The organism is Olsenella sp. HMSC062G07 (assembly GCF_001811895.1).
Taxonomy (GTDB): Bacteria; Actinomycetota; Coriobacteriia; order Coriobacteriales; family Atopobiaceae; genus Olsenella_F; species Olsenella_F massiliensis.
The window spans coordinates 943,889-967,250 of sequence record NZ_KV806951.1 but is presented as its reverse complement, the minus strand read 5'-3'; the positions used below and the strand labels follow the sequence as shown (position 1 = coordinate 967,250).

Annotated in this window: 23 protein-coding genes and 3 tRNA genes; 25 read left to right on the top strand and 1 reads right to left on the bottom strand. The window is 68.5% G+C overall.

Annotation, left to right across the window (positions count from 1 at the left end):
- The first annotated feature begins 97 nt into the window (after positions 1-97).
- The 11 genes from HMPREF2826_RS07515 to HMPREF2826_RS07465 all read left to right on the top strand — a co-directional run bounded on the left by HMPREF2826_RS07515 (position 98) and on the right by HMPREF2826_RS07465 (position 11,743).
- Positions 98-1,063: a tyrosine recombinase XerC gene (locus HMPREF2826_RS07515; RefSeq protein WP_070640651.1), complete on the top strand. Its 966-nt coding sequence runs from the start codon at positions 98-100 to the stop codon at positions 1,061-1,063.
- Between the two features lie 233 nt (positions 1,064-1,296).
- Complete coding sequence (gene rpsB / locus HMPREF2826_RS07510) at positions 1,297-2,100, top strand: 30S ribosomal protein S2 (RefSeq protein ID WP_070640649.1); 804 nt, start codon at positions 1,297-1,299, stop codon at positions 2,098-2,100.
- A 48-nt stretch (positions 2,101-2,148) separates the two neighbouring features.
- Positions 2,149-3,018, top strand: a complete 870-nt coding sequence (tsf, locus tag HMPREF2826_RS07505) for a translation elongation factor Ts (RefSeq protein ID WP_070640647.1) — start codon at positions 2,149-2,151, stop codon at positions 3,016-3,018.
- Between the two features lie 210 nt (positions 3,019-3,228).
- Positions 3,229-3,948, top strand: coding sequence for a UMP kinase (gene pyrH / locus HMPREF2826_RS07500; protein WP_058270539.1), 720 nt, complete (start codon positions 3,229-3,231; stop codon positions 3,946-3,948).
- Between the two features lie 9 nt (positions 3,949-3,957).
- Complete coding sequence (gene frr, locus HMPREF2826_RS07495) at positions 3,958-4,509, top strand: ribosome recycling factor (protein ID WP_058270338.1); 552 nt, start codon at positions 3,958-3,960, stop codon at positions 4,507-4,509.
- Positions 4,510-5,295 carry an isoprenyl transferase gene (locus HMPREF2826_RS07490; protein ID WP_058270339.1) on the top strand — a complete coding sequence of 262 codons (786 nt, stop codon included), beginning with the start codon at positions 4,510-4,512 and terminating at the stop codon, positions 5,293-5,295.
- Positions 5,292-6,251, top strand: a complete 960-nt coding sequence (locus HMPREF2826_RS07485; protein ID WP_070640645.1) for a phosphatidate cytidylyltransferase — start codon at positions 5,292-5,294, stop codon at positions 6,249-6,251. Before HMPREF2826_RS07490 ends, HMPREF2826_RS07485 begins: the two co-directional genes overlap by 4 nt.
- Complete coding sequence (dxr, locus tag HMPREF2826_RS07480; protein WP_256388673.1) at positions 6,248-7,447, top strand: 1-deoxy-D-xylulose-5-phosphate reductoisomerase; 1,200 nt, start codon at positions 6,248-6,250, stop codon at positions 7,445-7,447. Before HMPREF2826_RS07485 ends, dxr begins: the two co-directional genes overlap by 4 nt.
- Positions 7,441-8,808: a M50 family metallopeptidase gene (locus HMPREF2826_RS07475; protein WP_246824716.1), complete on the top strand. Its 1,368-nt coding sequence runs from the start codon at positions 7,441-7,443 to the stop codon at positions 8,806-8,808. The genes dxr and HMPREF2826_RS07475 overlap by 7 nt, the downstream gene beginning before the upstream one ends.
- Positions 8,809-8,816: 8 nt before the next feature.
- Positions 8,817-9,929 (top strand): flavodoxin-dependent (E)-4-hydroxy-3-methylbut-2-enyl-diphosphate synthase, encoded by a 1,113-nt coding sequence (gene ispG / locus HMPREF2826_RS07470; RefSeq protein ID WP_070640643.1) that lies wholly within the window; start codon positions 8,817-8,819, stop codon positions 9,927-9,929.
- A 92-nt stretch (positions 9,930-10,021) separates the two neighbouring features.
- On the top strand, positions 10,022-11,743 hold the full coding sequence (locus HMPREF2826_RS07465; protein ID WP_371440579.1) for a proline--tRNA ligase: 1,722 nt from the start codon (positions 10,022-10,024) through the stop codon (positions 11,741-11,743).
- Positions 11,744-11,813: 70 nt separating this feature from the next.
- Here HMPREF2826_RS07465 and HMPREF2826_RS07460 read toward each other — a convergent pair whose 3' ends face one another.
- Entirely contained in the window at positions 11,814-12,194 is a 381-nt protein-coding gene (locus HMPREF2826_RS07460; protein ID WP_070640639.1) for a hypothetical protein, read from the bottom strand.
- Positions 12,195-12,446: 252 nt separating this feature from the next.
- Between HMPREF2826_RS07460 and HMPREF2826_RS07455 the strand changes: the two genes are divergently transcribed.
- From HMPREF2826_RS07455 to HMPREF2826_RS07385, 14 genes are all read left to right on the top strand, one after another.
- Positions 12,447-12,521 (top strand) — tRNA-Val (locus HMPREF2826_RS07455).
- Positions 12,522-12,675: 154 nt separating this feature from the next.
- Positions 12,676-12,751 (top strand) — tRNA-Ile (locus HMPREF2826_RS07450).
- Positions 12,752-13,241: 490 nt separating this feature from the next.
- Positions 13,242-13,317 (top strand) — tRNA-Ala (locus HMPREF2826_RS07440).
- A 241-nt stretch (positions 13,318-13,558) separates the two neighbouring features.
- Positions 13,559-15,574: an ABC-F family ATP-binding cassette domain-containing protein gene (locus tag HMPREF2826_RS07435; protein ID WP_070640635.1), complete on the top strand. Its 2,016-nt coding sequence runs from the start codon at positions 13,559-13,561 to the stop codon at positions 15,572-15,574.
- Positions 15,567-15,929 carry a hypothetical protein gene (locus HMPREF2826_RS07430; protein WP_083307330.1) on the top strand — a complete coding sequence of 121 codons (363 nt, stop codon included), beginning with the start codon at positions 15,567-15,569 and terminating at the stop codon, positions 15,927-15,929. The genes HMPREF2826_RS07435 and HMPREF2826_RS07430 overlap by 8 nt, the downstream gene beginning before the upstream one ends.
- A gap of 16 nt (positions 15,930-15,945) precedes the next feature.
- A complete protein-coding gene (locus HMPREF2826_RS07425) occupies positions 15,946-16,620 on the top strand; it encodes a site-2 protease family protein (protein ID WP_070640633.1) in 675 nt (224 codons plus the stop codon).
- A 5-nt stretch (positions 16,621-16,625) separates the two neighbouring features.
- Positions 16,626-17,435 (top strand): segregation and condensation protein A, encoded by an 810-nt coding sequence (locus tag HMPREF2826_RS07420; protein ID WP_070640631.1) that lies wholly within the window; start codon positions 16,626-16,628, stop codon positions 17,433-17,435.
- A complete protein-coding gene (gene scpB, locus HMPREF2826_RS07415) occupies positions 17,435-18,103 on the top strand; it encodes an SMC-Scp complex subunit ScpB (protein WP_070640629.1) in 669 nt (222 codons plus the stop codon). Before HMPREF2826_RS07420 ends, scpB begins: the two co-directional genes overlap by 1 nt.
- Positions 18,090-18,920, top strand: a complete 831-nt coding sequence (locus HMPREF2826_RS07410) for a pseudouridine synthase (RefSeq protein ID WP_070640621.1) — start codon at positions 18,090-18,092, stop codon at positions 18,918-18,920. Before scpB ends, HMPREF2826_RS07410 begins: the two co-directional genes overlap by 14 nt.
- Positions 18,904-19,584 (top strand): histidine phosphatase family protein, encoded by a 681-nt coding sequence (locus HMPREF2826_RS07405; protein WP_070640620.1) that lies wholly within the window; start codon positions 18,904-18,906, stop codon positions 19,582-19,584. Before HMPREF2826_RS07410 ends, HMPREF2826_RS07405 begins: the two co-directional genes overlap by 17 nt.
- A complete protein-coding gene (cmk, locus tag HMPREF2826_RS09450) occupies positions 19,581-20,270 on the top strand; it encodes a (d)CMP kinase (RefSeq protein ID WP_070640618.1) in 690 nt (229 codons plus the stop codon). Before HMPREF2826_RS07405 ends, cmk begins: the two co-directional genes overlap by 4 nt.
- A 5-nt stretch (positions 20,271-20,275) precedes the next feature.
- The gene (locus tag HMPREF2826_RS09445; RefSeq protein ID WP_168163992.1) at positions 20,276-21,040 is read left to right on the top strand and encodes a lysophospholipid acyltransferase family protein; all 765 of its coding nucleotides are present in this window, start codon (positions 20,276-20,278) and stop codon (positions 21,038-21,040) included.
- A gap of 7 nt (positions 21,041-21,047) precedes the next feature.
- On the top strand, positions 21,048-21,905 hold the full coding sequence (gene ispH / locus HMPREF2826_RS07390) for a 4-hydroxy-3-methylbut-2-enyl diphosphate reductase (RefSeq protein ID WP_070640616.1): 858 nt from the start codon (positions 21,048-21,050) through the stop codon (positions 21,903-21,905).
- Positions 21,895-23,334 (top strand): DUF512 domain-containing protein, encoded by a 1,440-nt coding sequence (locus HMPREF2826_RS07385; protein WP_070641253.1) that lies wholly within the window; start codon positions 21,895-21,897, stop codon positions 23,332-23,334. Before ispH ends, HMPREF2826_RS07385 begins: the two co-directional genes overlap by 11 nt.
- Positions 23,335-23,362: the final 28 nt, after the last annotated feature.

The following is a 23,362-nucleotide window of genomic DNA, read 5'->3' as shown; positions in this document are numbered from 1 at the left end:
AAAAAAAAGCGCGAGCGCTATCAGGCCTACGCCGACCGCGCGACGGAGGACCTCGCCCGCTACCTGGCGAGCCGCCCGGAGCTCTTCGAGGTGTCCCATGCCTAGCGCCCGCCGCCACGCGGCCGCCGGCGACCTTTCCGAGTCTGTCGCCGACCCCCAGGACGCCCGCCTCAGAGAGGACGAGGAGCGCTTCCTTGAGCATCTCCGCGTGGCGCGCGGCCTCTCGCCTCACACGATACGGGCCTACCGGTCCGACCTTGACGCCTATCGGTCATGGGTGGTGCGCCACGGCAGGGACGCGCGCGAGGTCTCCCATCGCGACCTGCGCGGCTTCTTGGGGGAGCTTTCGCGGGCGCGCTACGCCACGACGACCATCGACCGCCGGCTCTCCGCCGTGCGCAGCTTCTATCGCTGGCTCGCTCGTGAGGGGATCTGCGACAAGGTCGCCGCCGACGCGATCGCAAGCCCCAAGGCCGCCCGCTCGCTGCCCCGCACGATCGACGACGCGGACGTGAGCCGCCTTTTGGACGCCTGCGAGCAGGACGTCGCGGGACGCCGTGACGCCCTGCTCATCGAGCTGCTCTACGCCACGGGCGCGCGTATCTCCGAGGTCGCCCGGCTCACGGTGGGAAGCGTTGACGTCGCGCGCGGGCAGGTGCGACTGTTTGGCAAGGGCTCCAAGGAGCGCATCGTGCCGCTCTACCGCGGAATCGTCGAGCGGCTCTGCTCGTACGTGCGCGGCCCTCGCGCGGAGCTCGCGTCCCGGGCGCGCGGGGGCAGGACCGAGGCCCTGTTCGTCTCGATCAGGGGTAACGCCATGAGCGCCGACGCGCTGAGGGCGGCCTTCGAGCGTCGGGTCAGCCTCGCGGGGCTCTCGGACGAGGTGACGCCGCACACGCTTCGTCACAGCTATGCGACCGAACTGCTCGCCGGCGGTGCCGACCTGCGCAGCGTCCAGGAGCTGCTGGGTCACGCAAGCCTCTCGACGACGCAGATCTACACGCACCTGTCGGCCGAGCGCCTGAAAGAGGCCGCGCGTCAGGCGCACCCGCGCGCCGAGTGACGACGCGCCGCTGCCCTTCTTCGTTCACTAACTGTGGATGAACGAGCGCACGGCGTCGTTCTTGGTGGCGCGGACGCGGCGCGCCTGCTACAATCAAGAGCTGCCGTGCGACCGCACGGCGTCAATTCGCACGCGTGGCTACTCGAACCCCTGGTGCCCAGGCCTCTTGCCAAGGCGTGGGTGGGGCTTTGGGACTGACACCACGCGGAGGCCCAACCAACGGAGGTTAGAACATGGCTGTCAAGATTAATATTCGCACCCTGCTCGAGGCCGGCTGCCACTACGGTCACCAGACCCGTCGCTGGAATCCCAAGATGAGGGAGTACATCTTCGGCGAGCGCAACGGCATCTACATCCTCGACCTCAAGAAGACCGTCCTCGGTGCCGACAGGGCCTACAGCTTCCTCAAGGAGACCGCCGCCAAGGGCGGGCGCGTGCTGTTCGTGGGCACCAAGAAGCAGGCCCAGGAGCCCGTCGCCGCCCAGGCCGAGCGCGCGGGCATGCCCTACATCAACCAGCGCTGGCTCGGCGGCATGCTCACCAACTTCGTGACCATGCGCTCCCGCATCGACCGCATGGAGGAGCTCGAGGCCATGGTGGAGGACGGTCGCATGGCGCTTCGCGGCAAGAAGGAGCAGGCCGTGCTCACCAAGGAGCTTGAGAAGCTCCAGCGCAACCTCGGCGGCGTCCGCGACATGAAGAGCCTGCCGCAGGCCCTCTTCGTCATCGACTCCAAGCGCGAGGAGATCGCGATTCGCGAGGCCAACCGTCTGCACATCCCCGTCGTCGCCCTGCTGGACACCAACTCCGACCCCGACGTCGTCGACTATGGTATCCCCGCGAACGATGACGCCATCCGCTCGGTGAACCTCATGTGCGAGCTCGTCGCCGACGCCGTCCTCGCGGGCTCCGGCAAGGAGCAGATCAGCGTCGAGGAGATGGAGGCCGGCCAGACCACGCCTGCCGTCGAGACGACCCCCGCTTCCGAGCCCGCCGCCGCGCCCGAGGGCACGCCTGACGCCGGCAAGGCCGAGTAGCTCGAGCCCAGACACATCAGCTCTCAGGACCCAAGAAGGAGACACACCATGGCCAACGTTACCGCCGCAATGGTCAAGCAGCTGCGCGAGATGACCGACTCGCCCATGATGGAGTGCAAGAAGGCCCTCGTCGAGGCCGACGGGGACATTGAGAAGGCCGTTGACGTGCTGCGCAAGATGGGCGTCGCCAAGGCCGTCAAGCGCGCCGGCCGCGACACCAATGAGGGCACCATCGCCACGCACATCTCCGAGGACGGCAAGGTGGGTGCGATTCTCGAGCTCACCTGCGAGACCGACTTCGTAGGCACGAACCCCAAGTTCACCGACTTTGCCGCCGAGCTCGCCAAGGTCGTCGCGCAGAACGATCCCGCGGACGTCGAGGCGCTCAAGGCCTGCGCCATGGGAGACGCGACCGTGGCCGACGAGCTCACCGAGATGATTCACGTCATCGGTGAGAACATGAAGATCGCCCGTTTTCGCCGCGTGAGCGTCGAGGACGGCGCCCTCTCCTCCTACGTGCACCTGGGCGGCAAGCTTGCCGACCTCGCCTGGTTCTCGCTCGCCAAGGCCGAGACGGCGCAGAGCGACACGTTCAAGGTCTTCGCGCATGACGTCGCCATGCAGGTTGCCGCCGCCGCGCCCGTGGCTGCCAGGCGCGAGGACGTGCCCGCCGAGACCGTGGAGCACGAGAAGTCCATCTACATGGCCCAGGCCGCCGAGTCCGGCAAGCCCGCGTTCATCCAGGAGAAGATTGCCGTCGGCAAGCTCGAGAAGTTCTACAAGGAGATCGTCCTCACCGAGCAGGAGTTCATCAAGGACTCCTCGATGACCATCGCCGATTACGCCGCCAAGGTCGGCAAGGAGCTCGGCGACACCGTCAAGGTGGAGGGCTTCGTCCGCTTCGCCTTCGGGGAGTAGGTCTCGGGGCCTGCGGATGCTGCGCCTGTCAGGCCCGCACCACACGGTGCGGGCCTTTTTTGGGCCGCGCGGACGTCGCGCACGAGGCGGACGGCACGCCTTTGCGGGCGCGTCCGCGTCGGGGGAGGGGGGAGTCTGCGGGCTCTGGTAGAATTGACGGGGCCAGGCTGCTGCCGGGCCACTTGAAGGGCTCGCGTCTGGAGGTCAACGGTGACTACGTACAAGTACAAGCGCGTCTTGCTCAAGCTGTCCGGCGAGGCGCTCATGGGCGACAAGGACTTCGGGATCGACCCCTGCGTCCCCCAGAAGATCGCCGACGACATCAAGCCCGCCTATGACAACGGCGTGCAGATAGCCGTCGTCGTGGGCGGCGGCAACATCTTTCGAGGCCTCTCCGGCGCTGCCGCCGGCATGGATCGCGCCCAGGGCGACAACATGGGCATGCTCGCGACGGTCATCAACTCCCTCGCGCTGCAGGACTGCTTCGAGCGCAACGGCATGCAGTGCCGCGTCATGAGCGCCATCGAGATGCACCAGGTGTCCGAGACCTACATTCGGCGCCGTGCGATTCGCCACCTCGAGAAGGGTCGCATCACCATCTTCGCGGCGGGCACCGGCAATCCCTACTTCACCACCGACACGGCGGCGGCCCTCAGGGCCTGCGAGATCGGCGCGGAGGTGCTCATGAAGGCGACGCAGGTGGACGGCATCTACGACGCTGACCCCCGCACGAACGAGGATGCCACCAAGTACGATACCATCAGCTACACGGAGGTCCTCCTCAAGGGTCTACAGGTCATGGACTCTACGGCCACGGCGCTCTGCCATGACAACCACATGCCCATCATGGTGTTCAACCTTGATGGCACCGACATATTCGAGCGCGCCCTCAAGGGCGAGTCCGTGGGAACGACCGTCGTTGACGAATAGGAGACAGCTATGAGCGAGTACACCGACTCGGCCAAGAGGCACATGGAGAAGTGCGTTGACGCCCTGGGCCACAACTTCTCGAAGGTGCGCACGGGGCGCGCCAACCCCCATGTCCTCGATGACATCCGGGTTGACTACTACGGTCAGTCAACCCCGGTCAACCAGCTTGCGGGCATCAAGTCCGAGGCGTCCCTGCTCATCGTCGAGCCCTGGGACAAGAGCTCCCTCAAGGCCGTCGAGAAGGCCATCGCCTCCTCGGACCTGGGCATCACGCCCAGCAACGACGGCGTGAGCATTCGCCTGCCCTTCCCCAAGCCCACCGAGGAGCGCCGCCGTGAGCTTGCCAAGGAGTGCAGCAAGTACGCCGAGGAGGCGAAGATTTCCGTGCGCAACGCCCGTCGCGACGCCAACAGCCTCGCCGAGCGCGCCGAGAAGGCGGGCGACCTCTCCGAGGACGACGTCAGTCGCGAGAAGAAGTCCATCCAGAAGCTCACGGACGGCTTCATCGAAAGGATCGACGCCATGCTCAAGGCGAAGACCGCCGAGGTCATGGAGATATAAGTGGAGTTTGACCTCGACAAGCTGCGCGCGCACTATGCCGATGCCCGGAAGGACGTCTCCCTGGCCGACGTCGACCTCTCGCGCCTGCCCTCCCACGTCTCGATCATCATGGACGGCAACGGCCGCTGGGCCCAGGCCCGGGGCCTCGACCGCTCCCGAGGCCACGTTGCCGGCGTGGACGCGCTGCGCGAGACGGTCACGACGAGTGTGCGTCTGGGGTTGGATGTGCTGTCGGCCTACGCCTTCTCCACGGAGAACTGGCGTCGTCCCCAGCGCGAGGTCGACCTGCTCATGCACCTGTTTGCCACCACGCTCGTCAAGGAGCTCCCCCTCTTTCGCCAGGAGAACGTGAGGCTGCGCTTCCTGGGCGACCTCGATGCCCTGCCCCGCAAGACCCACGACGTCTTCATGCGCGGCCTGGACGAGACGGCCGGCAACACCGGCATGACCTTCGCGCTGGCGGTCAACTACGGCTCGCGCGCCGAGATCGCCCGTGCTGCCCGCCTTGTCGCCCTCGACGTCGTCGAGGGGCGCTCGCGCGTCGAGGACGTCGACGAGGAGACGCTGGGACGGCACCTCTACACGGCGGGACTTGCTGACCCTGACCTGCTCATTCGCACCTCCGGCGAGCTGAGGCTCTCCAACTACCTGCTGTGGCAGCTGGCATACACGGAGCTGTACGTGTCACGCGTGTTGTGGCCCGACTTCGATCGCTGGGAGCTGCTTCGCGCCATCCGGGACTTTCAGTCCCGCGACCGCCGCTTTGGGGGTGTCCACTCGTCGTGAGCGACGCATCTGGCACAGAGGGCCGCGGGACGGAGGCGCGGCGCACGCGCGGCCTTGACGCGGGCATAGACCTGCTCGAGCGTATCCGCCTGAGGCGGGAGCCCCGGCGCGACCGCGGCGACCTGCGCTCCCAGAAGGTCCGCGCGCGCACCGAGAGGGTCCTCACTCGCGTGCTCACCGGCGCCATCTACGCCCTCACGACCCTGGCGGCCATCCTCTTGGGGAGCCTTCCCACGGCAGTCGTCGTCTGCTCCATGTCCTGGCTCTGCTGCTCCGAGTTCTACAAACTCACGCGCCTCTCGGGTCGCATGCCCAACGAGGTGGTTGGCCTGGCCGCCGCCGTCGTCTTTCCCCTGATGCCCCTCACGGGGCGTCTCGTGGGGTCGCTCGTGGCGCTGTTCGTGTTCATAGCCCTTGTGGCGGGCTGGTACGTGGTGACGCCGCGGGCCAACGTCTCGGACGTCGCGATCACGTTCTTCGGCCCCGTCTACACCTCGCTGACCCTCTCGTGCATCGTGATCATCCGCATGTGCGACGGCGGCGTCAACGGGCAGCTGCTCACCTTTGGCGTCATGGGGTCGGTGTGGCTCAACGACTCGCTCGCGTACTTTGCGGGCTCGCGCCTCGGCAAGCATAAGCTCGCCCCGCGCATCTCGCCCAACAAGAGCGTCGAGGGGCTTGTCGCGGGCCTGCTCGGCAGCGTCCTCGTCTGGATCCTCATGTGGCTGCTGGGCGTGCGCGGCCTCACCCTGGACCTCGCCGTGGCGGGCGGCCTGCTCGTGGGCGTCTTCGCCGTCGTGGGCGACCTCTTTGAGTCGCGCATCAAGCGCGGCGTCGGCGTCAAGGACTCCGGCACCATCATGCCGGGCCACGGCGGCCTTCTCGACCGCTCGGACTCCATGCTCTTTGGTGCCACCGTGGCGTTTTTGCTTCTCTATCTAGGAGGTATGCTGTGAGCATCCTCGACGAGCCGCCCGTCCCCTGCGGCGGGTGTCCGCGCCCCCTGCGCCTTGCCATCCTGGGCGCCTCGGGCTCCATCGGCATGCAGGCCCTGGACGTCTGCCGCCGTCATCGTGACCGCCTTGAGGTCTACGGCCTGTCCGTCAACGGCTCCGTCGCCGCGGCGGTGCGCGCCGCGCGGGAGTTTGGCGCTCGTCGCGTCGTCATCACCGACGAGGCGCATCGCGATGACGCCGCCCTTTTTGACCTGCCTGCGGGCTGCCGCGTCGACGTGGGCCCCGCCGCGCTCGAGGACCTCGCGCGCGACGCCGAGGTGGACTGTGTGCTCAATGCCGTGACGGGCTTTGCCGGCATCGGCGCCGGCTTCGAGGCGCTCAAGGCGGGCAAGATCCTGACCTACGCCAACAAGGAGTCCCTCGTCGTGGGGGGCGACCTCCTCATGCCGCTTGCGCGGCCGGGACGCTTTCGTCCCATCGACTCCGAGCACAGCGCCATCTTCCAGTGCCTCGTGGGGGAGCGCCACGAGCGGATTCACGCCCTGTGGCTCACCTGCTCGGGCGGCCCCTTCCTCGGTCGCAGCCGCGAGGAGCTCGCGCGCGTCACGGCCGCCGAGGCGCTCAGGCACCCCACCTGGTCCATGGGCCCCAAGATCACGATCGACTCGGCGACGCTCATGAACAAGGGGCTCGAGGTGCTCGAGGCGCACCAGCTCTTTGACGTGTCGGTCGACCAGGTGCGGGTCCTCGTCCACCGCGAGAGTCGCGTCCACTCGATGGTCGAGTTCTCCGACGGGGTCGTGAAGGCGCAGCTCGGCCCCTCGGACATGCGCACGCCCATCCAATACGCCCTGAGCTACCCGGAGCGCTGGGACTGTCCCGAGGAGCGTGTGGACTACTGCGCCATCGGGAGCCTGAGCTTTGACGCCCCCGACGAGGAGGCGTTCGGCTGTCTGGCGCTCGCCCGCGAGGCGGGGCGCGTCGGCGGCACGCTTCCCTGCGCCATGAACGCGGCCAACGAGGTCGCTAACGCGCGCTTCCGGGACGGGGCCTGCGGCTTCTTGGACATCGAGGCCTGCGTGAGCGCCGTCATGGACGCCACGGACGTCGAGAGGGTCGAGTCCCTCGGTCAGCTTCGTGACGTGGATGGTCGGGCCCGTCGGCAGGCCGAGGCCTTCCTGGGGTCGCTGTGCTGACGGCCGCCTGCGCAGGCGCGCTTTCGGCGGCGTTCTGGGGCGTGCTCGTCCTCTCCCTGCTCGTCTTCGTGCACGAGGGGGGTCACTACCTCATGGCGCGCGCCTGCGGCATGCGCGTGACGGAGTTCTTCCTGGGCATGCCCTGCAGGCTCAAGCTGTCGTGGAAGTCGCGGCGACGGGGCACGGAGTTTGGCGTGACGCCCCTGCTTCTGGGGGGCTACACGCGCATCTGCGGCATGGGGGGCGTCCAGGACGAGCTGCTGGGCGCCTGCTTCGAGCTGGTCCAGCGCCAGGGGCGCGTGAGCCTGCCCCAGGTGGCCCAGACCCTGGGCGTCGACGAGGAGCGGGCCTACGACCTGCTCGTCACCCTGTGCGACTGGGCGGCCATCAGGCAGCGGCCCGCCGCGACGGGCGACGACGCGCGCTTCGAGACCCTCGCGCGCGACGGGCGCTTTTTGACTGAGTACGACCGCGGCTGCGACTTCGCCCTGCCTGGATGCACCGACGCGGGCGCGCCGCGCCCCCTGGTCGGGGACGTCGCCTCCGCCCTCGACAGGGAGCGCTCGTTCACCTACCTGGGAAAGAGCTTCGTCCGCCGCACGCTCACCCTTCTGGCCGGCCCCCTCGTCAACCTGCTTTTCGCGTTCGTGGTCATGACGGCGGGGCTCTGCCTCGTGGGGACCGACGTTGTCTCCGGCAGCAACGTCGTCGGGTCCGTGGGCGACGGCAGCCTCGCCCAGGCGGCGGGGCTTCAGGCGGGCGACGCCGTCGTCTCCGTCGATGGTCGACCTGTGAGCGACTGGGCCGGCGTCGCGCAAGCCCTGTCGGGGGTGCTGGGGGAGGGGCGCGACTTCTCCCTTGACGTCATGCGCGCGGGCGAGACCGTCACGCTTTCCGTCGACGTCCCCGACGGCCAGGACGTCCAGGCCATCGGCATCAGGCCCACCACCCGCAAGGTCAGGATGGGCCTTGTCGAGGCCTCCCGCGTCACCCTGTCCTACGGCGCCTCGGTGGCGGGCTTTGCCGTTCGGCTCATCATGCCGCAGCACACGCTTGAGACGATCCAGGGCACCTCGTCGGTGGTGGGCATCTCGGCCATGGCGAGCGAGGCGGCCTCTGCGGGAGCCTACCCGCCGATCCTCTTCATGGCGCTCGTCTCCATGTCGCTGGGCGTCATGAACCTGCTGCCCATCCCGCCGCTGGACGGGGGCAAGGTCATCATCGAGCTGATTCAGCTCGTCCTGCGCCGCCCCCTTTCGCTCAGGGTCCAGACAGTCGTGAGCTACGTGGGGCTCGCCCTCTTCGTCCTCATCTTCGTCATCGCCCTGAGGAATGACGTCTTGCATCTCATGCTCGGATAGGAGGACCTATGAACCTTCCGGAGGAGCGACGGTTTTTCCATCCGCCGACGGGCGACGCCCGCCTTGCCACGCACCAGGTTCGCGTGGGGTCCGTCGCCGTGGGCGCAGGGGCGCCCATCTCGGTGCAGTCCATGTGCACCACCAAGACGGACGACGCGTCCGCGACGCTGTCGCAGATCGCCCTGCTCGCGCGGGAGGGCTGCGAGATCGTCCGCGTGGCCGTCCCGAACGCCCGCTCCCTCGACGGGTTTGCGGCCGTCTGCGAGGCGAGTCCGCTGCCCGTGGTGGCCGACATCCACTTTGATTACCGTCTGGCGGTCGAGGCCGCACGGCGCGGCGCCGCGGCGCTGCGCATCAACCCTGGCAACATCGGCTCCCTCGATCGCGTGGACGCGGTCATCGACGCGGCGGGGGAGGCGCACATCCCCATTCGCATCGGGGTCAACGCGGGCTCGCTCGACCCTGCGGTGGACGGGCGGGATGACCTCACCCTGTCCGAGAAGCTCGTTTACTCCGCGGCATCCTTCGTGAGGCACGTGGAGGGGCGGGGCTTTCATGACGTCGTGCTCAGCGCCAAGGCGCACTCCGTCCCGGTGACGCTCGCCACCTACCGCGCCCTCTCGCGCGAGCTGCCCCACGTGCCCCTGCACGTGGGCGTGACCGAGGCGGGCGGCCTGCGCCAGGGCACCGTCAAGAACTGCGTTGCCGTGGGCGTCCTGCTCGAGGAGGGCATCGGCGACACGATGCGCCTCTCGCTGACGGCCGACCCCGTCGAGGAGGTCCGCGTCGCCTGGGACCTCCTGGGCGCCCTGGGCCTCAGGCGCCTGCATCCCGAGCTTGTCAGCTGCCCCACCTGCGGACGCTGCCAGGTGGACCTCATCGGGCTCGCCGACGAGGTCCAGCGGCGCCTCCAGGAGGTTGACGCGCCGCTCTCCGTCGCCGTGATGGGCTGCGTCGTCAACGGGCCCGGCGAGGCGCGCGACGCCGACCTGGGCATTGCCTGCGGCCTGGGGCAGGGCGTGCTCTTTGAGAACGGTCGGCGCGTCAGGAACGTTCCCGAGGAGCGCATCGTGGACGAGCTCATGGACGAGGTGGCCAAGAGGGTCGCCGGCACGTCCTAGCGCGAAGTCGGACCCGGTGATGTACCATGGCAGCCGGTCGCAGGGGCCTGACCTTGCATGCCGGCGAGGAAGATGACGTGAAAGGACGAGCGTTGAGAAGCTACATGAGGATGTCAAGGCTGTACGGCCCCACCCTGAAGGAGGATCCCGCGGAGGCGGAGCTCGCGAGCCATCGGCTCCTGCTGAGGGCCGGCTTCATCCGCAAGGGCGCGTCGGGCCTCTACAGCTACCTGCCCCTCGCGTGGCGCTCGATCATGAAGATCGAGGCCATCATCCGCGACGAGATGGACGGCATCGGCGCGCAGGAGATGCAGGTGCCCATCCTCACGGACGCCGAGCTCTGGCACCAGAGCGGCCGCTGGGACGCCTACGGGCCCGAGCTCATGCGCATCACCGACCGTCACGACCGCCAGTTCGCCCTGGGGCCCACCCACGAGGAGTCGTTCACTGACCTCGTCTGCAACGAGCTCAAGAGCTACAAGCAGCTGCCCGTCACGCTCTATCAGATCCAGGACAAGTTCCGCGACGAGCTGCGGCCCCGCTTTGGTCTCATGCGCGGCCGCGAGTTCATCATGAAGGACGCCTACTCCTTCAGCGCGACGCAGGAGTCGCTCCAGGAGTGCTACGACCAGGAGAAGGAGGCCTACGCCCGCATCTGCGAGCGCTGCGGCCTCAGGGCGCTTCCCGTCGTGGCTGACTCCGGTCAGATCGGCGGCGACACCTCCGTCGAGTTCATGGCGCTGGCCGAGGCCGGCGAGGCCGAGCTCGTCTACTGCGACGCCTGTGGCTTCGCGGCCGACACCGAGGCCGCGACGGCGCCGATCAGGCTCATGGAGGGCGAGGAGGGCTCGCTTGAGGTCGTCTCGACGCCCGGCTGCTCCACCATCGCCCAGCTCGCGGACTTCCTCGGCGTGGACGAGGCCGCGACGCGCAAGGCGCTCGCACTCGTGGACGGCGAGGGAGCGCCCGTCGTCGTGTTCGTCCCCGGCGACCACGACATGAACGACGTCAAGGCACGGCACGCCTTTGGCGACTACCACCTGATGAGCGACGAGGAGCTCGAGCAGGCCGGGCTCTGCAAGGGCTATATCGGGCCCATCGGCCTGCCCGACGGCGTGCGCGCCTGCTTTGACGTCTCGCTCAAGGGCTCCCAGTGGTGGTGCGCGGGAGCCAACGAGGAGGGTCGTCACATAGTCCACGCCCTCGTGGGCCGTGACGTTGACATTCCCGACGACGCCTGGGTTGATGTCCTTGCGGTGAGGGAGGGCGACCTCTGCCCGCGCTGCGGCTCGCCGCTCGCGAGCGCCCGCGGCATCGAGGTCAGCCAGGTGTTCCAGCTGGGCACCAAGTACTCCGAGGCCATGGGGGCGACCTTCGCCGACGAGGACGGCAGGGAGCGGCCCTTCCTCATGGGCTGCTACGGCATCGGCGTCTCGCGCATGCTCGCCGCCGTGGTCGAGCAGCATCACGACGAGGCTGGCATCGCCTGGCCCGTTCCCGTGGCACCCTTTGAGGTCGAGGTCATCGCCCTTGATGTCAAGGACGACCTGGTCTGGCCGGCGGCGCAGGCCCTCGCCGCCGCGCTCGCCGAGCGTGGCCTTGACGTGCTGCTCGACGACCGCAGGGAGCGTCCGGGCGTCAAGTTCAACGACGCCGACCTCATGGGCCTGCCCTTCCAGCTCATTTGCGGCAAGCGAGGGGTCAAGGCCGGCATGGCCGAGCTCAAGGTGCGTGCCACGGGCGAGCGCAGCGACGTCGCGCTCGACGAGGCTACAAAGCTCGTGGCGTCAAAGGTCGCGGCGCTGAGAGGCTAGGGGAGAGCCAGGGAGCCTCCGGGGAGCCGTCGGGGGTCTTTTCAGGCCTGTCCCGCCAGGACCCCCTTCCTTACGCTCGCTCGAGGCGTCTCTTGACGACAAGGGCGGACAGACAGACGACCAGACAGAGCACGGCCCCCATGGCGATGGCGCCCAGCGCCAGGACGTCGGCGACGCCCACGGTCGCGACGGCGGTCGAGAGATTCGCCAGCTCGACGGCGCACCCCACGCCCGAGGCACGGCTGATGAGGCGGGCGTTGGAGGGGACGTTGGCCAGCCTCGCCAGGCGCAGGTTGATGACGAGCAGCACGACGCCTCCCATGAGGACCAGACCTCCCTTGACGGGATGCTGTCCCTGGGCGAGCAGCACCGCGCCGAAGACGGCGGCTGCGGCGCCGGCCGCGAGGGCGACGAGGGTCAGGATCTTCACGCGCTTGGCGTCTTGGGGCATGGCTACTCCCTTTCATGTCGGCTCACGTGGGTAGTCTACCTCACAGGCGTATGACGCGCGTGGCGAGGCGCCTGCGACGGCGGCTGCCAGGAGCCTCATGTTGCGGGCACCCCGCGATTGCGGGCTCGCCCGACATGCGGGCCCTCTCGACAGGGAGGTCCTCTCGACAGAGGGGGTCCTCTCGACATGTGCAGAACTGATAATTTCTCCTTGGGTCCCGACGCCGCTTCTGGTACCATAGCTAGCGCGCTAGGGCGATTGGCTCAGGGGTAGAGCACTTCCTTCACACGGAAGGGGTCGCTGGTTCAAATCCAGCATCGCCCACCATGACATGACGAGGGCCAGGTCGGGTGACCTGGCCCTTTTTTGTCTTGCCGCGTTTGCGCTTGCCAAGCCTGCCAAGGCCGCGTAAAATTCCCTTGCGCGACTGCGGGCTTGACTGCGGGATTCTTCGTGTCGTTCCGGTCGTGCGTCCTCATAGGGGCCTATGGCGCAACGGTTAGCGCAGGGGACTCATAATCCCTGGGTTGCAGGTTCGAATCCTGCTGGGCCCACCACGACGTCTCACCCCGTCTCACGCTCGTGGGGCGGGGTTTACTACGCCGCTGATGTTTCGACGGTACGCAAGAGCACGCGACGGCGCGATACGGGGCGGTGCGACGCGATACGACACGGCGCGATATGACGCGATGCGATATGACACGCTCATCTTGCCATTTGACGCACTTTTCGCTCAAAATCGGCCATAAACTGTGTAAAAAGACAAGATGAGGGCGCTGCGGGGCGCCATGGAGTGCTGCGTCGTGCTGCAGGGCGCCATGGGGTGCTGCGTCGCGCTGCAGGGCGCCATGGAGTGCTACGTCGTGCTGCAGGGCGCCATGGAATGTCGCGTTGCGCTGCAGGATGCTACGGAGTGCCGCGTGGCGACGCACGGGGGGGCTTCGCCAACAGTTCCGCCTTGGCACGACGGTACCGAGAAAAACTTCTCAAATTTTCCCTAGGCAGTCGCCAAAGTCTTTGCTATAGTAGCTAGCGCACCAACGCAACGGGGAATTAGCTCAGTTGGGAGAGCGCATGACTGGCAGTCATGAGGTCAGGGGTTCGAATCCCCTATTCTCCACCATGTAATTGCTGACCAGGGCTTTTGCCCTGGTTTTTTTATACGGACCTGATTCGTACGCGAAAATGTCCCGTGTCGAGGCTGCGCCGCCAGCGACGGGGGCGTCCCTTGGCAAGGGCGTCCGTGCGCTCTGTATGTGGCGGCGCCCCGAGGCGACTGCCGCGTCCGCGGGCATACCGTATAATTCATGCGGAAGGTTGGGGGGCGCCCGTCAAGGCGCCCGGCGACGCTCAGGGGGTCATGCTTGATCGCGCTCGCGGACAAGGTGTCAAAGTCGTTTGGCGGCCGGGTTCTGTACTCGGCCGTCAGCTTGCAGCTCAACGCCGGCGAGCGCTGGGGCCTCGTGGGGCCCAACGGCGCCGGCAAGACGACGCTGCTCAAGATCCTGATGGGCCAGGAGACGGCCGACGAGGGCAGCGTGAGCTTTGCCAAGGACACCACCGTGGGCTATCTCGAGCAGGAGACGAGAATATCCGGGACCAAAAGCGCCCTGCAGGAGGTCATCGATTCCGCTCACGAGATTCGCGAGCTCGAGCGCCGCATCAAGGAGATGGAGCGCCAGATTGCCGCCACGGTCGGCGCGGACGAGCGCCTTCTCGAGCGCTACGGCGTCGCCCAGGACCGCTTCGAGCGCCTGGGGGGTTACGAGCTCGAGGCCAAGGCCCGCCAGATCCTGGGGGGGCTGGGCTTTCCGATCAAGGACTTCGACAAGCCGTCCGGGGACTTCTCCGGCGGCTGGCAGATGCGCATCGCCCTATCGAAGCTGCTGCTCAAGCATCCCGACCTACTGCTGCTTGACGAGCCCACCAACCATCTTGACCTTGAGTCCGTGGGCTGGCTCGAGCAGTTCCTCTCGGCGTATGACGGGGCCGTGCTCCTGGTGAGCCACGACCGCTCGTTCATGGACGCCTGCGTGAGCCACGTGGCGTCGCTCGAGAACAAGCGCCTTGTCACCTACGTGGGAAACTACTCCCTCTACCTGCGCCAGCGCGAGGACAACCTGGAGCAGCTCCGGGCCAAGCGCGCAGCCCAGGAGCGCGACCTCAACCACATGCAGGTGTTCGTGGACAAGTTTCGCTACAAGCCCACCAAGGCCCGGCAGGTCCAGGAGCGTCTGCGCCGCATCGAGAAGGTGCGCAGCGAGCTCGTGCAGCTGCCCGAGAAGTCCAAGAGCGTGCACTTTGCGTTTCCCGAGCCCCCGCGCACGGGCGACGAGGTCGTAGCCCTCGAGGGCGTGTCCAAGCGCTTTGGCGACAACGTGGTCTACGAGGGCGTTGACCTCAAGCTCTACCGCGGGGACCATGTGGCCCTCGTGGGGCCCAACGGCGCCGGCAAGTCCACGCTCATGAAGCTCATCGTGGGCCGCGAGGCCCCCAGCGCGGGCACGGTGAGCCTGGGTCAGAACGTGACCCAGGCCTATTACGCCCAGCACCAGCTCGACACCCTCGACGAGTCCAAGACCGTCCTTCAGGAGATGGACGAGGCGGCCCCCGGTTGGACCAGCTCGGAGGAGCGTCGTCTGCTGGGCGCCTTCCTCTTCCACGGGGACGACGTGGACAAGCGCGTGGGGGTTCTCTCGGGCGGCGAGAAGGCCCGTCTGGCCCTCGCTCGCATGCTCGTGGCGCCCGACCCGCTCCTCTGCCTGGACGAGCCCACCAACCATCTTGACATTGACTCGGTGAGCGTCCTCGAGGACGCCCTGAGGTCGTTTCCGGGCACCATCGTGCTCATCAGCCATGACGAGCACCTGGTGAGGGCCGTTGCCAACAAGGTGGTGGACGTCCGGGACCACACGGTCACGCTCTATGACGGCGACTTCGAGTACTATCTCCTCAAGCGCGCCGAGCTCGAGGCGCGCGCATCGCAGGACGCCGGCCCGGATGCCGCGCACGCCGTTGCGTCCGTCCCGAGCGCCCAGGCTCCCGGCGGGGGTGCCCAGTCGGCGGCGGACAAGATGGCGACGGGACGCAACGTCAAGACCCGCGAGCAGCGCCGGGCCGAGGCCGAGGCGCGCAACGCCGCCAACAAGGCCGTCAGGGAGGAGCGTCGGCGCCTTCGTCAGGTGGAGGCGGCGCTCAAGCCCGCTCAGCGTCGCTACCAGGAGCTCATGGGCCTCATGGCGAGCGAGGAGCTCTACAACGACGCCGCGCGCTTTGACGCCTGCATGAAGGAGTACAACGCGCTCTCCAGGAAGATCCCCGCGCTGGAGGAGGAGTGGCTGGCGCTGAGCGAGTCCATCGAGGAGGGGCTCAATGGCTGACGAGCGACACGTTTCGGACGCGACGCGCGTGCTGCGGCGGGGTCGTCCCGGCGCCTTCGAGGCGACGGCGGCCCTCGCGCGCCTGCTGTCGCTGGCCTGCCGCCTCGCCGCCCTGGCGCTCACCGCCCTGGTCGTCCTTTCCGCCGTCGTGACGGGGGCGGGCCGCCTGACGCTGGTCGGCTACAGTGGTACGGTGACGTCATGGCTTCCCGACGGCCTGGCCGGGCGTTTCGTGTTCGAGACCCCCCTGGGCGGCGTGCTGCGCGGGGACTTTGCCCTCGCCGCGCTCGCCCTGTTCGTGACCGATTGGCTGCTTGCCCGCCTTGCGCACGCGTTGCGGTCCCGGCGCGGCTAGAAAGGAACGTGCGACCATGAACATCTCCACCGTCAGAATCGTCACGATGGTCTTCTCCATCGTGCTCGTGATTTTCTCGACCATCCTCCATGAGGTGGCGCATGGCTGGATGGCCCTTACGTGCGGCGACACCACCGCCCGCGACGCCGGGCGCCTCTCGCTGGACCCGCGCAGGCACCTTGACCCCTTTGGCTCCTTCGTGCTGCCCCTCATCATGGCCTGGCTGGGCGGGCCCGTCTTCGCCTATGCGAAGCCGGTCCCCTATGACCCCCGCAACCTGCGTAACCGCCGCGTGCAGGAGTTCCTCGTGGCGCTTGCGGGACCCCTGTGCAACGTCGTCCAGGCGCTTGCGGGCACGCTCCTGTTCGTCATCGCCTTCCGCGTCTGGGACGGGGGCATGGGCGCGCTCTTCTGGGTCCTGAGAGTGCTTTCCACCTACGTGTACGTGAACCTCGTCCTCGCCTTCTTCAACCTCATACCGCTCCCCCCGCTTGACGGGTCCAAGGTGGTCTCGCTCTTCCTCAAGGGGTCCCGGCTCGACAGCTACTACGCCTGGCAGCGCTACTCCATGCCCATCCTGCTGGTGATTCTCTTCGTGCTGCCCATGGTGCTCCACGTCGACATACTGGGCGCCTATCTCAACGCCACGGCGGGCGCTCTCACCGATCTGCTGCTGGGGCTGGGGGCGTAGGTCGCGTGTCGTTTGCGGTCAGGACACAGGCCTACTCGGGCCCCTTCGACCTTTTGCTCCAGCTGGTGAGCCGCCAGAAGGTCACCATCGGCTCCATCTCCGTCGCCGAGGTGGCCAGCCAGTACCTTGCCGAGGTCGATGCCATGGGGTCGCTCGACCTGGACGTCGCCAGCGACTTCGTGCTCGTGGCCGCGACGCTGCTCGACATGAAGGCGGCGGCCCTCGTGCCGAGCCGGCCCGTGCGTCCGCGCGGGGACGAGGACGAGGACGACGACCTCGCGGGCCTCTCGCCCGACGAGGCGCGGGAGGTCCTGGTGGCGCGCCTCGTCGCCTATAAGCAGTTCCGTGCCGCCGGCGCCGCGCTGGCGGGACGCATGGAGGCCGAGAGTCGCATGGAGCCGCGCTGCGCGGGTCCCGACCCCGAGTTCGTCGGCCTCATGCCCGACTTCCTGTCGGGCATCTCGCTGCGCTCGCTCGCGGTCATCTGCGCGGACCTCGACGGTCGCCGTCAGAGCCTCCTGCTCGAGGCGGAGCACGTCGCCCCCCGGCGTCTTCCCATCGCGCTGACCGTGGCGACGATCGACCGCGTGACGCGCTCGCGCTCCGTCGTGACCTTCTCGGAGCTTCTGGGGGCGGATCGGCGGGCCGAGACGGTCGTGGCGACCTTCCTGGCCATCCTCGAGCTCTCGAAGAGGGGGGCGGTGACCCTCTCGCAGTCCGAGACCTTTGGCGACATCGACGTCGTGCGCGTGGAGGGGGCCCCGGCCTTCGAGCTTGACGAGTCGACGCTCAGTTTTCTTGAGGAGGACATCTGATGCACGACCTGCAACCCTTGGAGGCGGGGTCACTGAAGGCGGCGCTCGAGGCGCTGCTGCTGGTGTCGAGCGACGCCGTGAGCGCGCTCGACCTTGCCCGCGCCCTTGGCGTCGCGCCGACGGAGGCCTCGTCCGCCTTGGCCGACCTCGCCGCGGAGTATGCGGACGCCGGCCGCGGCTTTCAGCTGCGCGAGGTGGCGGGCGGCTGGCGCCTCTTCACCCATCCGGCCTTTCACGAGCAGGTCGAATCCTACGTCCTCAGCTGGGACACGCGCCGGCTGTCCCAGGCGGCCCTCGAGACGCTCGCCGTCATCGCCTACCATCAGCCCGTGTCGCGCGAGGGCGTCAAGGCGGTCCGCGGCGTCAACTCCGACGGCGTCATCGGCTCTTTGCGCGAGAAGGGCCTCGTGCGCGAGGCGGGGCGGGACCCCGGCCACGGCAATGCCGTGCTCTTTGGCACGACGCAGCGCTTCCTGGAGCAGTTCGGGCTGCGCTCGCTCAGGGAGCTCCCCCCGCTGGAGGACTTCGCCCCGGACGAGCAGGCGCGCCAGTTCATCCGCGAGCGGCTGTCGGGCACGGCCGCCTCGTCCACGCTCGAGGAGACCGTGGACGACATGGACGACGAGCGCGAGCTGCTGGGCGAGGAGTACGACGATGCCGACGAGTGAGCGCGAGGGATACCCGCGGACCATGCGCCTGCAGCGCTTCCTCGCGCGCGCGGGCGTCGCCAGCAGGCGGGGCGCGGAGGGCCTCATGACGGCGGGGCGCGTGAGCGTCAACGGCGTCGTGACCAGCGAGCTGGGCAGCAAGGTGGACGCCGACCGCGACGAGGTGGCCGTTGACGGCAGGGTCGTGCGTCTTGACGATGGACACAGCTATCTCATGCTCTACAAGCCGGCCGGCTACGTGACCACCATGAGCGACCCCCAGGGACGCCCCTGCGTCGCCCAGCTCGTTCCCACGGACCGCCTGCCAGGACTCTTTCCCGTGGGACGCCTGGACGCCGACACCACGGGGCTGCTCCTCTTCACGACCAACGGCGACCTCGGCAACCTCATGCTCCGCCCCGCGAGCCATGTGTGGAAGCATTACGTGGCCCTGGTGAGGGGGTCCTTGGGCGACGAGGCCGTCCGTCGCCTGAGGGAGGGCGTCGCGCTCCAGGACGACCGCGCCCAGCCCGCCCACGTGGAGCTGCTGGGCGTGGACGACGCACGGGCGCGGCCCGTCGTGGCGCAGGGGGTGCCGCGCGGCACGAGCGTGGTGGGCATCACCGTCCATGAGGGCAAGAAGCATCAGGTCAAGCGCATGCTCAAGGCCGTCGGGCATGAGGTCGTGCGGCTGCATCGCGACGCGTTCGGGCCCCTGCGCCTCACGGGGCTTCGACCCGGGCAGCTGAGGGGGCTCGACCCTGGCGAGCGCGCCGCCGTCGAGGGGCTTATGAGGGACGTTGCCCAAAAGGGAGGCGCTTATGATGCGACGTCATAGGATCCTGGTCATGCGTCACTCCGAGACGTTGGCCAACGTTGCCCACACGCTCTCGGGGCGCAAGGACGTCGACCTCACGGAACGCGGCGAGGCGCAGATGGCTCGCGCCGTCCGGGCGCTCTGCGCCTGGGGTCCCGACCGCCTGTGGACCTCCCCGCTCTCGCGCTGCCGCGCCATCGCCGAGGAGGCCTCCGCGCGCCTCGGCGTGCCGTGCACGGTGGTGGAGGACCTCCAGGAGATCGAGTTTGGCAGCGCCCAGGACCTGACGCTGGAGGAGCTCGAACGACGGGGGCTGAGCTTTCCCTGGCGCTTCGGCGCGGACGGTCGCTCACGTCCGGCGCCGGGCGCCGAGAGCTTCGAGGAGCTGCTGGAGCGCGGCCGTGCGGTGCTGGACCTCCTGCGACCCCTGGACGGCGCGACCGCCTGCGTCACGCACGGGGGCCTCTCACGGGCCCTCGTCGGCGCCGCCCTCGGCGCCTCCGCGCGCAGCTTCTGGAACCTGCGCGTGGCCAACGTCAGCTCCCTGGAGCTGAGCTGCGACGGCGACGCCTTCACGCTGTGCTCCCTGGGCCTCTCGCCCGAGGAGCTCATGGAGCGCCGCCGGCATCCCGAGCGCGCGGGGACCGACGTCGCCGACGCGTTCAGAAAGGACACGACGACATGATCGTTGCCATCGACGGGCCCGCCGGGTCGGGCAAGAGCAGCGTCGCCAGGGCCGTCGCCCGCCGCCGCGGCCTCATGCTGCTCGACACCGGGGCCATGTATCGCGCCATCACCTGGCGCTGCCTCATGCGCGGCGTCAGCTGCGAGGACGAGAGGGCCGTCTCGCGCGAGGCGGCGCAGGCGCGGGTGAGCTTTGGCGTGGGCGACGACGGGTCGCAGACCGTCATGCTCGACGGCGCCGACGTCACGCGCCAGATTCGCCTGCCCGAGGTCGACCGCAACGTCTCGGCCGTCTCCTCCTTCAAGGCGGTGCGCGAGGCCATGGTCGCCCAGCAGCGCCAGCTGGCCGCGGCGCAGGACGTCATCGCCGAGGGACGTGACGTCGGCACGGTGGTCTTCCCGCAGGCGGATGTGAAGGTCTTCCTGACGGCGGACGCCCGCGAGCGCGCCTTTCGCCGCGCCGCCCAGCGCGCGGGCGCCGATGCCGCCATCGACGCTGACGTGCGGGTGGACGAGACAGAGCGCCAGAGCGTCCTTATGGATCTCCTCCGCCGCGACGAGCTGGACTCGACCCGTCGCGAGTCACCGCTCAGGGCTGCCGCCGATGCCGTGCTCATCGACTCCTCTCGCCTCACGTTTGACGAGGTGGTCGACAGGATCGTACGGATGATGGACAGGGTGGGGTGAGGGCGATGACGCAGCAGATCTCCCAGGGCGCCGGCGACGCGACGACGGCGCCCGCCCGTCCCGGCAGCTCGCTCGAGCGCCTCTACGACGGTCCCATGCGCGACTACCCGCTGTACAGCCGAGCCCTCCTTGCCGTCGTCATTGTCATGCTGGGTCTCGTCACCAAGATCCTGTGGCCCTGGAGAATCGAGGACGGCCATAAGCTCTGGGACGACGAGCGCGGCCGCGTGCTGATCATGAACCATCAGTCCATGCTCGACCCGGTGGTGGTGGTCGTCTCGCTGTGGTTCCACCATCGCCGCGTGCGCTGCATCTATAAGAGCGAGTTTGACACGTCGCCTATCGTGCGCTGGCTCTTTGCGCATGCGGGCGGCATTCCCGTGGCGCGCGGCACCGCCGACATGAGGGCCATCCGCCGCGCCCAGCACGCGGTGGAACGCGGCGAGTACGTGCTCATCTACCCTGAGGGGACGCGCGTCAAGTCCGACGACCAGAAGGTCGAGATACACAAGGGCTTCTCGCTCATCGCCCGGCTCGCCAAGGCGCCCGTGCAGCCCATCGCCATCGTAGGCGCCCGGGACATCACGCCCAAGGGACGTCACCTGAAGCGCCTGGGCCGCGTCTACCTGCGCGCGGGCGATTGCATCGAGTTCAAGGACCTGGGCGTCACGTCCAGGAAGGGACAGGCCGAGGCCATGGAGCGCAGGGCCATGGGCGCGGTCTTTGACATGGTGGACGCGCTCAGGCGCGAGCACCCCGGAAAGATGTGAGGAGGCCATGACGCCCACGATTCGCGTGGCCGACGAGGCTGGCGCCTGCTATGGCGTCAACAGGGCCCTGGACATGGCGCGCGCCGCGACCCGCGAGGCGCCAGCGCCCATCCACACCCTTGGGCCCCTCATCCATAACCCCAGCGTCGTGGCTCAGCTCGCCGCCGAGGGCGTGGGCGTGGTCGAGGACCCGTCCGACCAGCCGGGGGGTACCCTGCTGCTGCGGTGCCATGGCGTGACGCCGAGCCAGGAGCGCGAGGCGCGCGCCACCCACGAGCTGGTTCTTGACGCCACCTGCCCCTTCGTGGTCAGGGCCCATCAGGCCGCCGAGCGCCTCACGTCCGAGGGCTACCAGGTGATCGTCCTGGGCGAGAAGGGGCACCCCGAGGTCGAGGGCACGCTGGCCCATGCTCCCGACGCCGTCGTGCTCTCCGGCGCGGGCGGGCTCGACGGGATGTCACTCGGCCGCAAGGTGGGCGTGGTGGTGCAGACCACGCAGGCCCGCTCCTGCCTGCGCGACCTCGTGGCCGCCCTCGTGGGGCGCTGCGCCGAGCTGCGCGTCATCGACACCATCTGCGAGGCGACCAGCCTCAGGCAGGAGGCCGCGGCGCGCCTCGCGGGCGCGTCCGACGTGATGGTCGTCATAGGCGGGCGCAATTCGGCCAACACGACGCGCCTGGCCCGCATCTGCGCCGAGCGCTGCCCTGCCACCCATCACATCGAGCTGCCGGGCGAGCTGAGGGCGTCCTGGTTCGAGGGGGCGGCGCGCATCGGCGTGACGGCGGGCGCCTCCACCCCCCAGACGCAGATCGACGAGGTCGTACACGCCATCGGCGCGCTGGTGGGTGACGGGCGTGGCGCGTGACGCGAGGCAGGCGCCGCCGCCGGCGCCCGGGTCCGTCGCCGCCACGCGCGCCGACTACGCCAGCTCACGTCCGCAGGCGGACGGCGCTTGGATCGCTGCGGTGCAGGAGGGAAGCCCCGCCTGGGAGGCGGGGCTGGAGCCGGGCATGCGCGTCGACGGCGTGGGGGGACGTCCCCTGCGCGACGTCATCGACTGGCGCTGGGAGGCCGACGGCCAGGTTGCCGACCTCGTCGTCAGCGTGCCGGGCGAAAAGGGGACCTTCGCCTGCACGCTCGAGCGCGAGCCGGGCCAGGACTGGGGCCTGACGTTCACGGACGTCCTCTTTGACGGCATACGCACCTGCGTGAACGCCTGCCAGTTTTGCTTCATGCGCATGCTGCCTGAGGACGCGCGCTCCTCCCTCATGCTCCGTGACGACGACTATCGCCTCTCGTTTCTCCAGGGCAACTTCGTGACCCTGACGAACGTGACGGACGAGGACCTCGAGCGCATCATCCGTTGCCGCCTCGAGCCCATGAACGTGTCCATACACGCCATCACGCCCGCGGTCAGGCGCTCGCTCATAGGGCCGCACGCCCAGCGGGGCATAGACGTCCTCGAGCAGCTCTGCGAGGCGGGCCTCGAGGTGCATGGCCAGATCGTGCTCTGTGCGGGAATCAACGATGGCGACGAGCTCGCGCGGACGCTCGACTGGGTGGAGGCGCGGCCCGCGATCAGCTCGCTGGCCATCGTCCCCATGGGCTACACGCGTTACTCGACGCGCTTTTCGTCCTCGTTCTCTGAGGACGTGGAGGCCTCGCGCCGGGTCGTCGAGCTCCTCGCCCCCTATCAGAGGCGCGCCCGCGAGACGCGCGGCATCACGCGCTTTCAGCTCTCTGACGAGTTCTACCTGGACGCTCGCATGGACGTGCCTCCCGCCGAGACCTACGACGGCTACCCTCAGTACTATGACGGCATAGGCATGCTGCGGAGCTTCCTGGACGAGAGCGAGGAGCTGTGCCGTCTGCGCGGCGACGACCTTGCGTTTGTCACGCAGCGCCTGCGGTCGCGGGGCCTGCGGGCGCTGATCGTGTGCGGCGAGGCGGCACTGGGCGTCAACAGCCGGCTCGTCGAGCTCTGGGACGCCGTCTGCGGGGGTGACTGCCTGGTAGGCGTCCAGGCCATCCGCAACGACTACTACGGGGGCGACGTCAACGTGACGGGGCTCATCGTGTCCAAGGACCTCCTGTCACAGCTTGCCGAGGACCTGTCCGGCACCCTCGTCGTGATACCCCAGATCATGTTCAACTTTGACGACGTCACCTTGGACGGGGACGACAAGGGGCACATCATGGACGAGCTCGCTCGCAGGGGCGCCCTTGCGCTCGCCTGCGACACCACCCCCGTCGCCCTCCTCGACGCGCTTGCGGGGGCGCTCGGGCTGGCATGATAGACTCTTAGGCACACGAGGACGAATC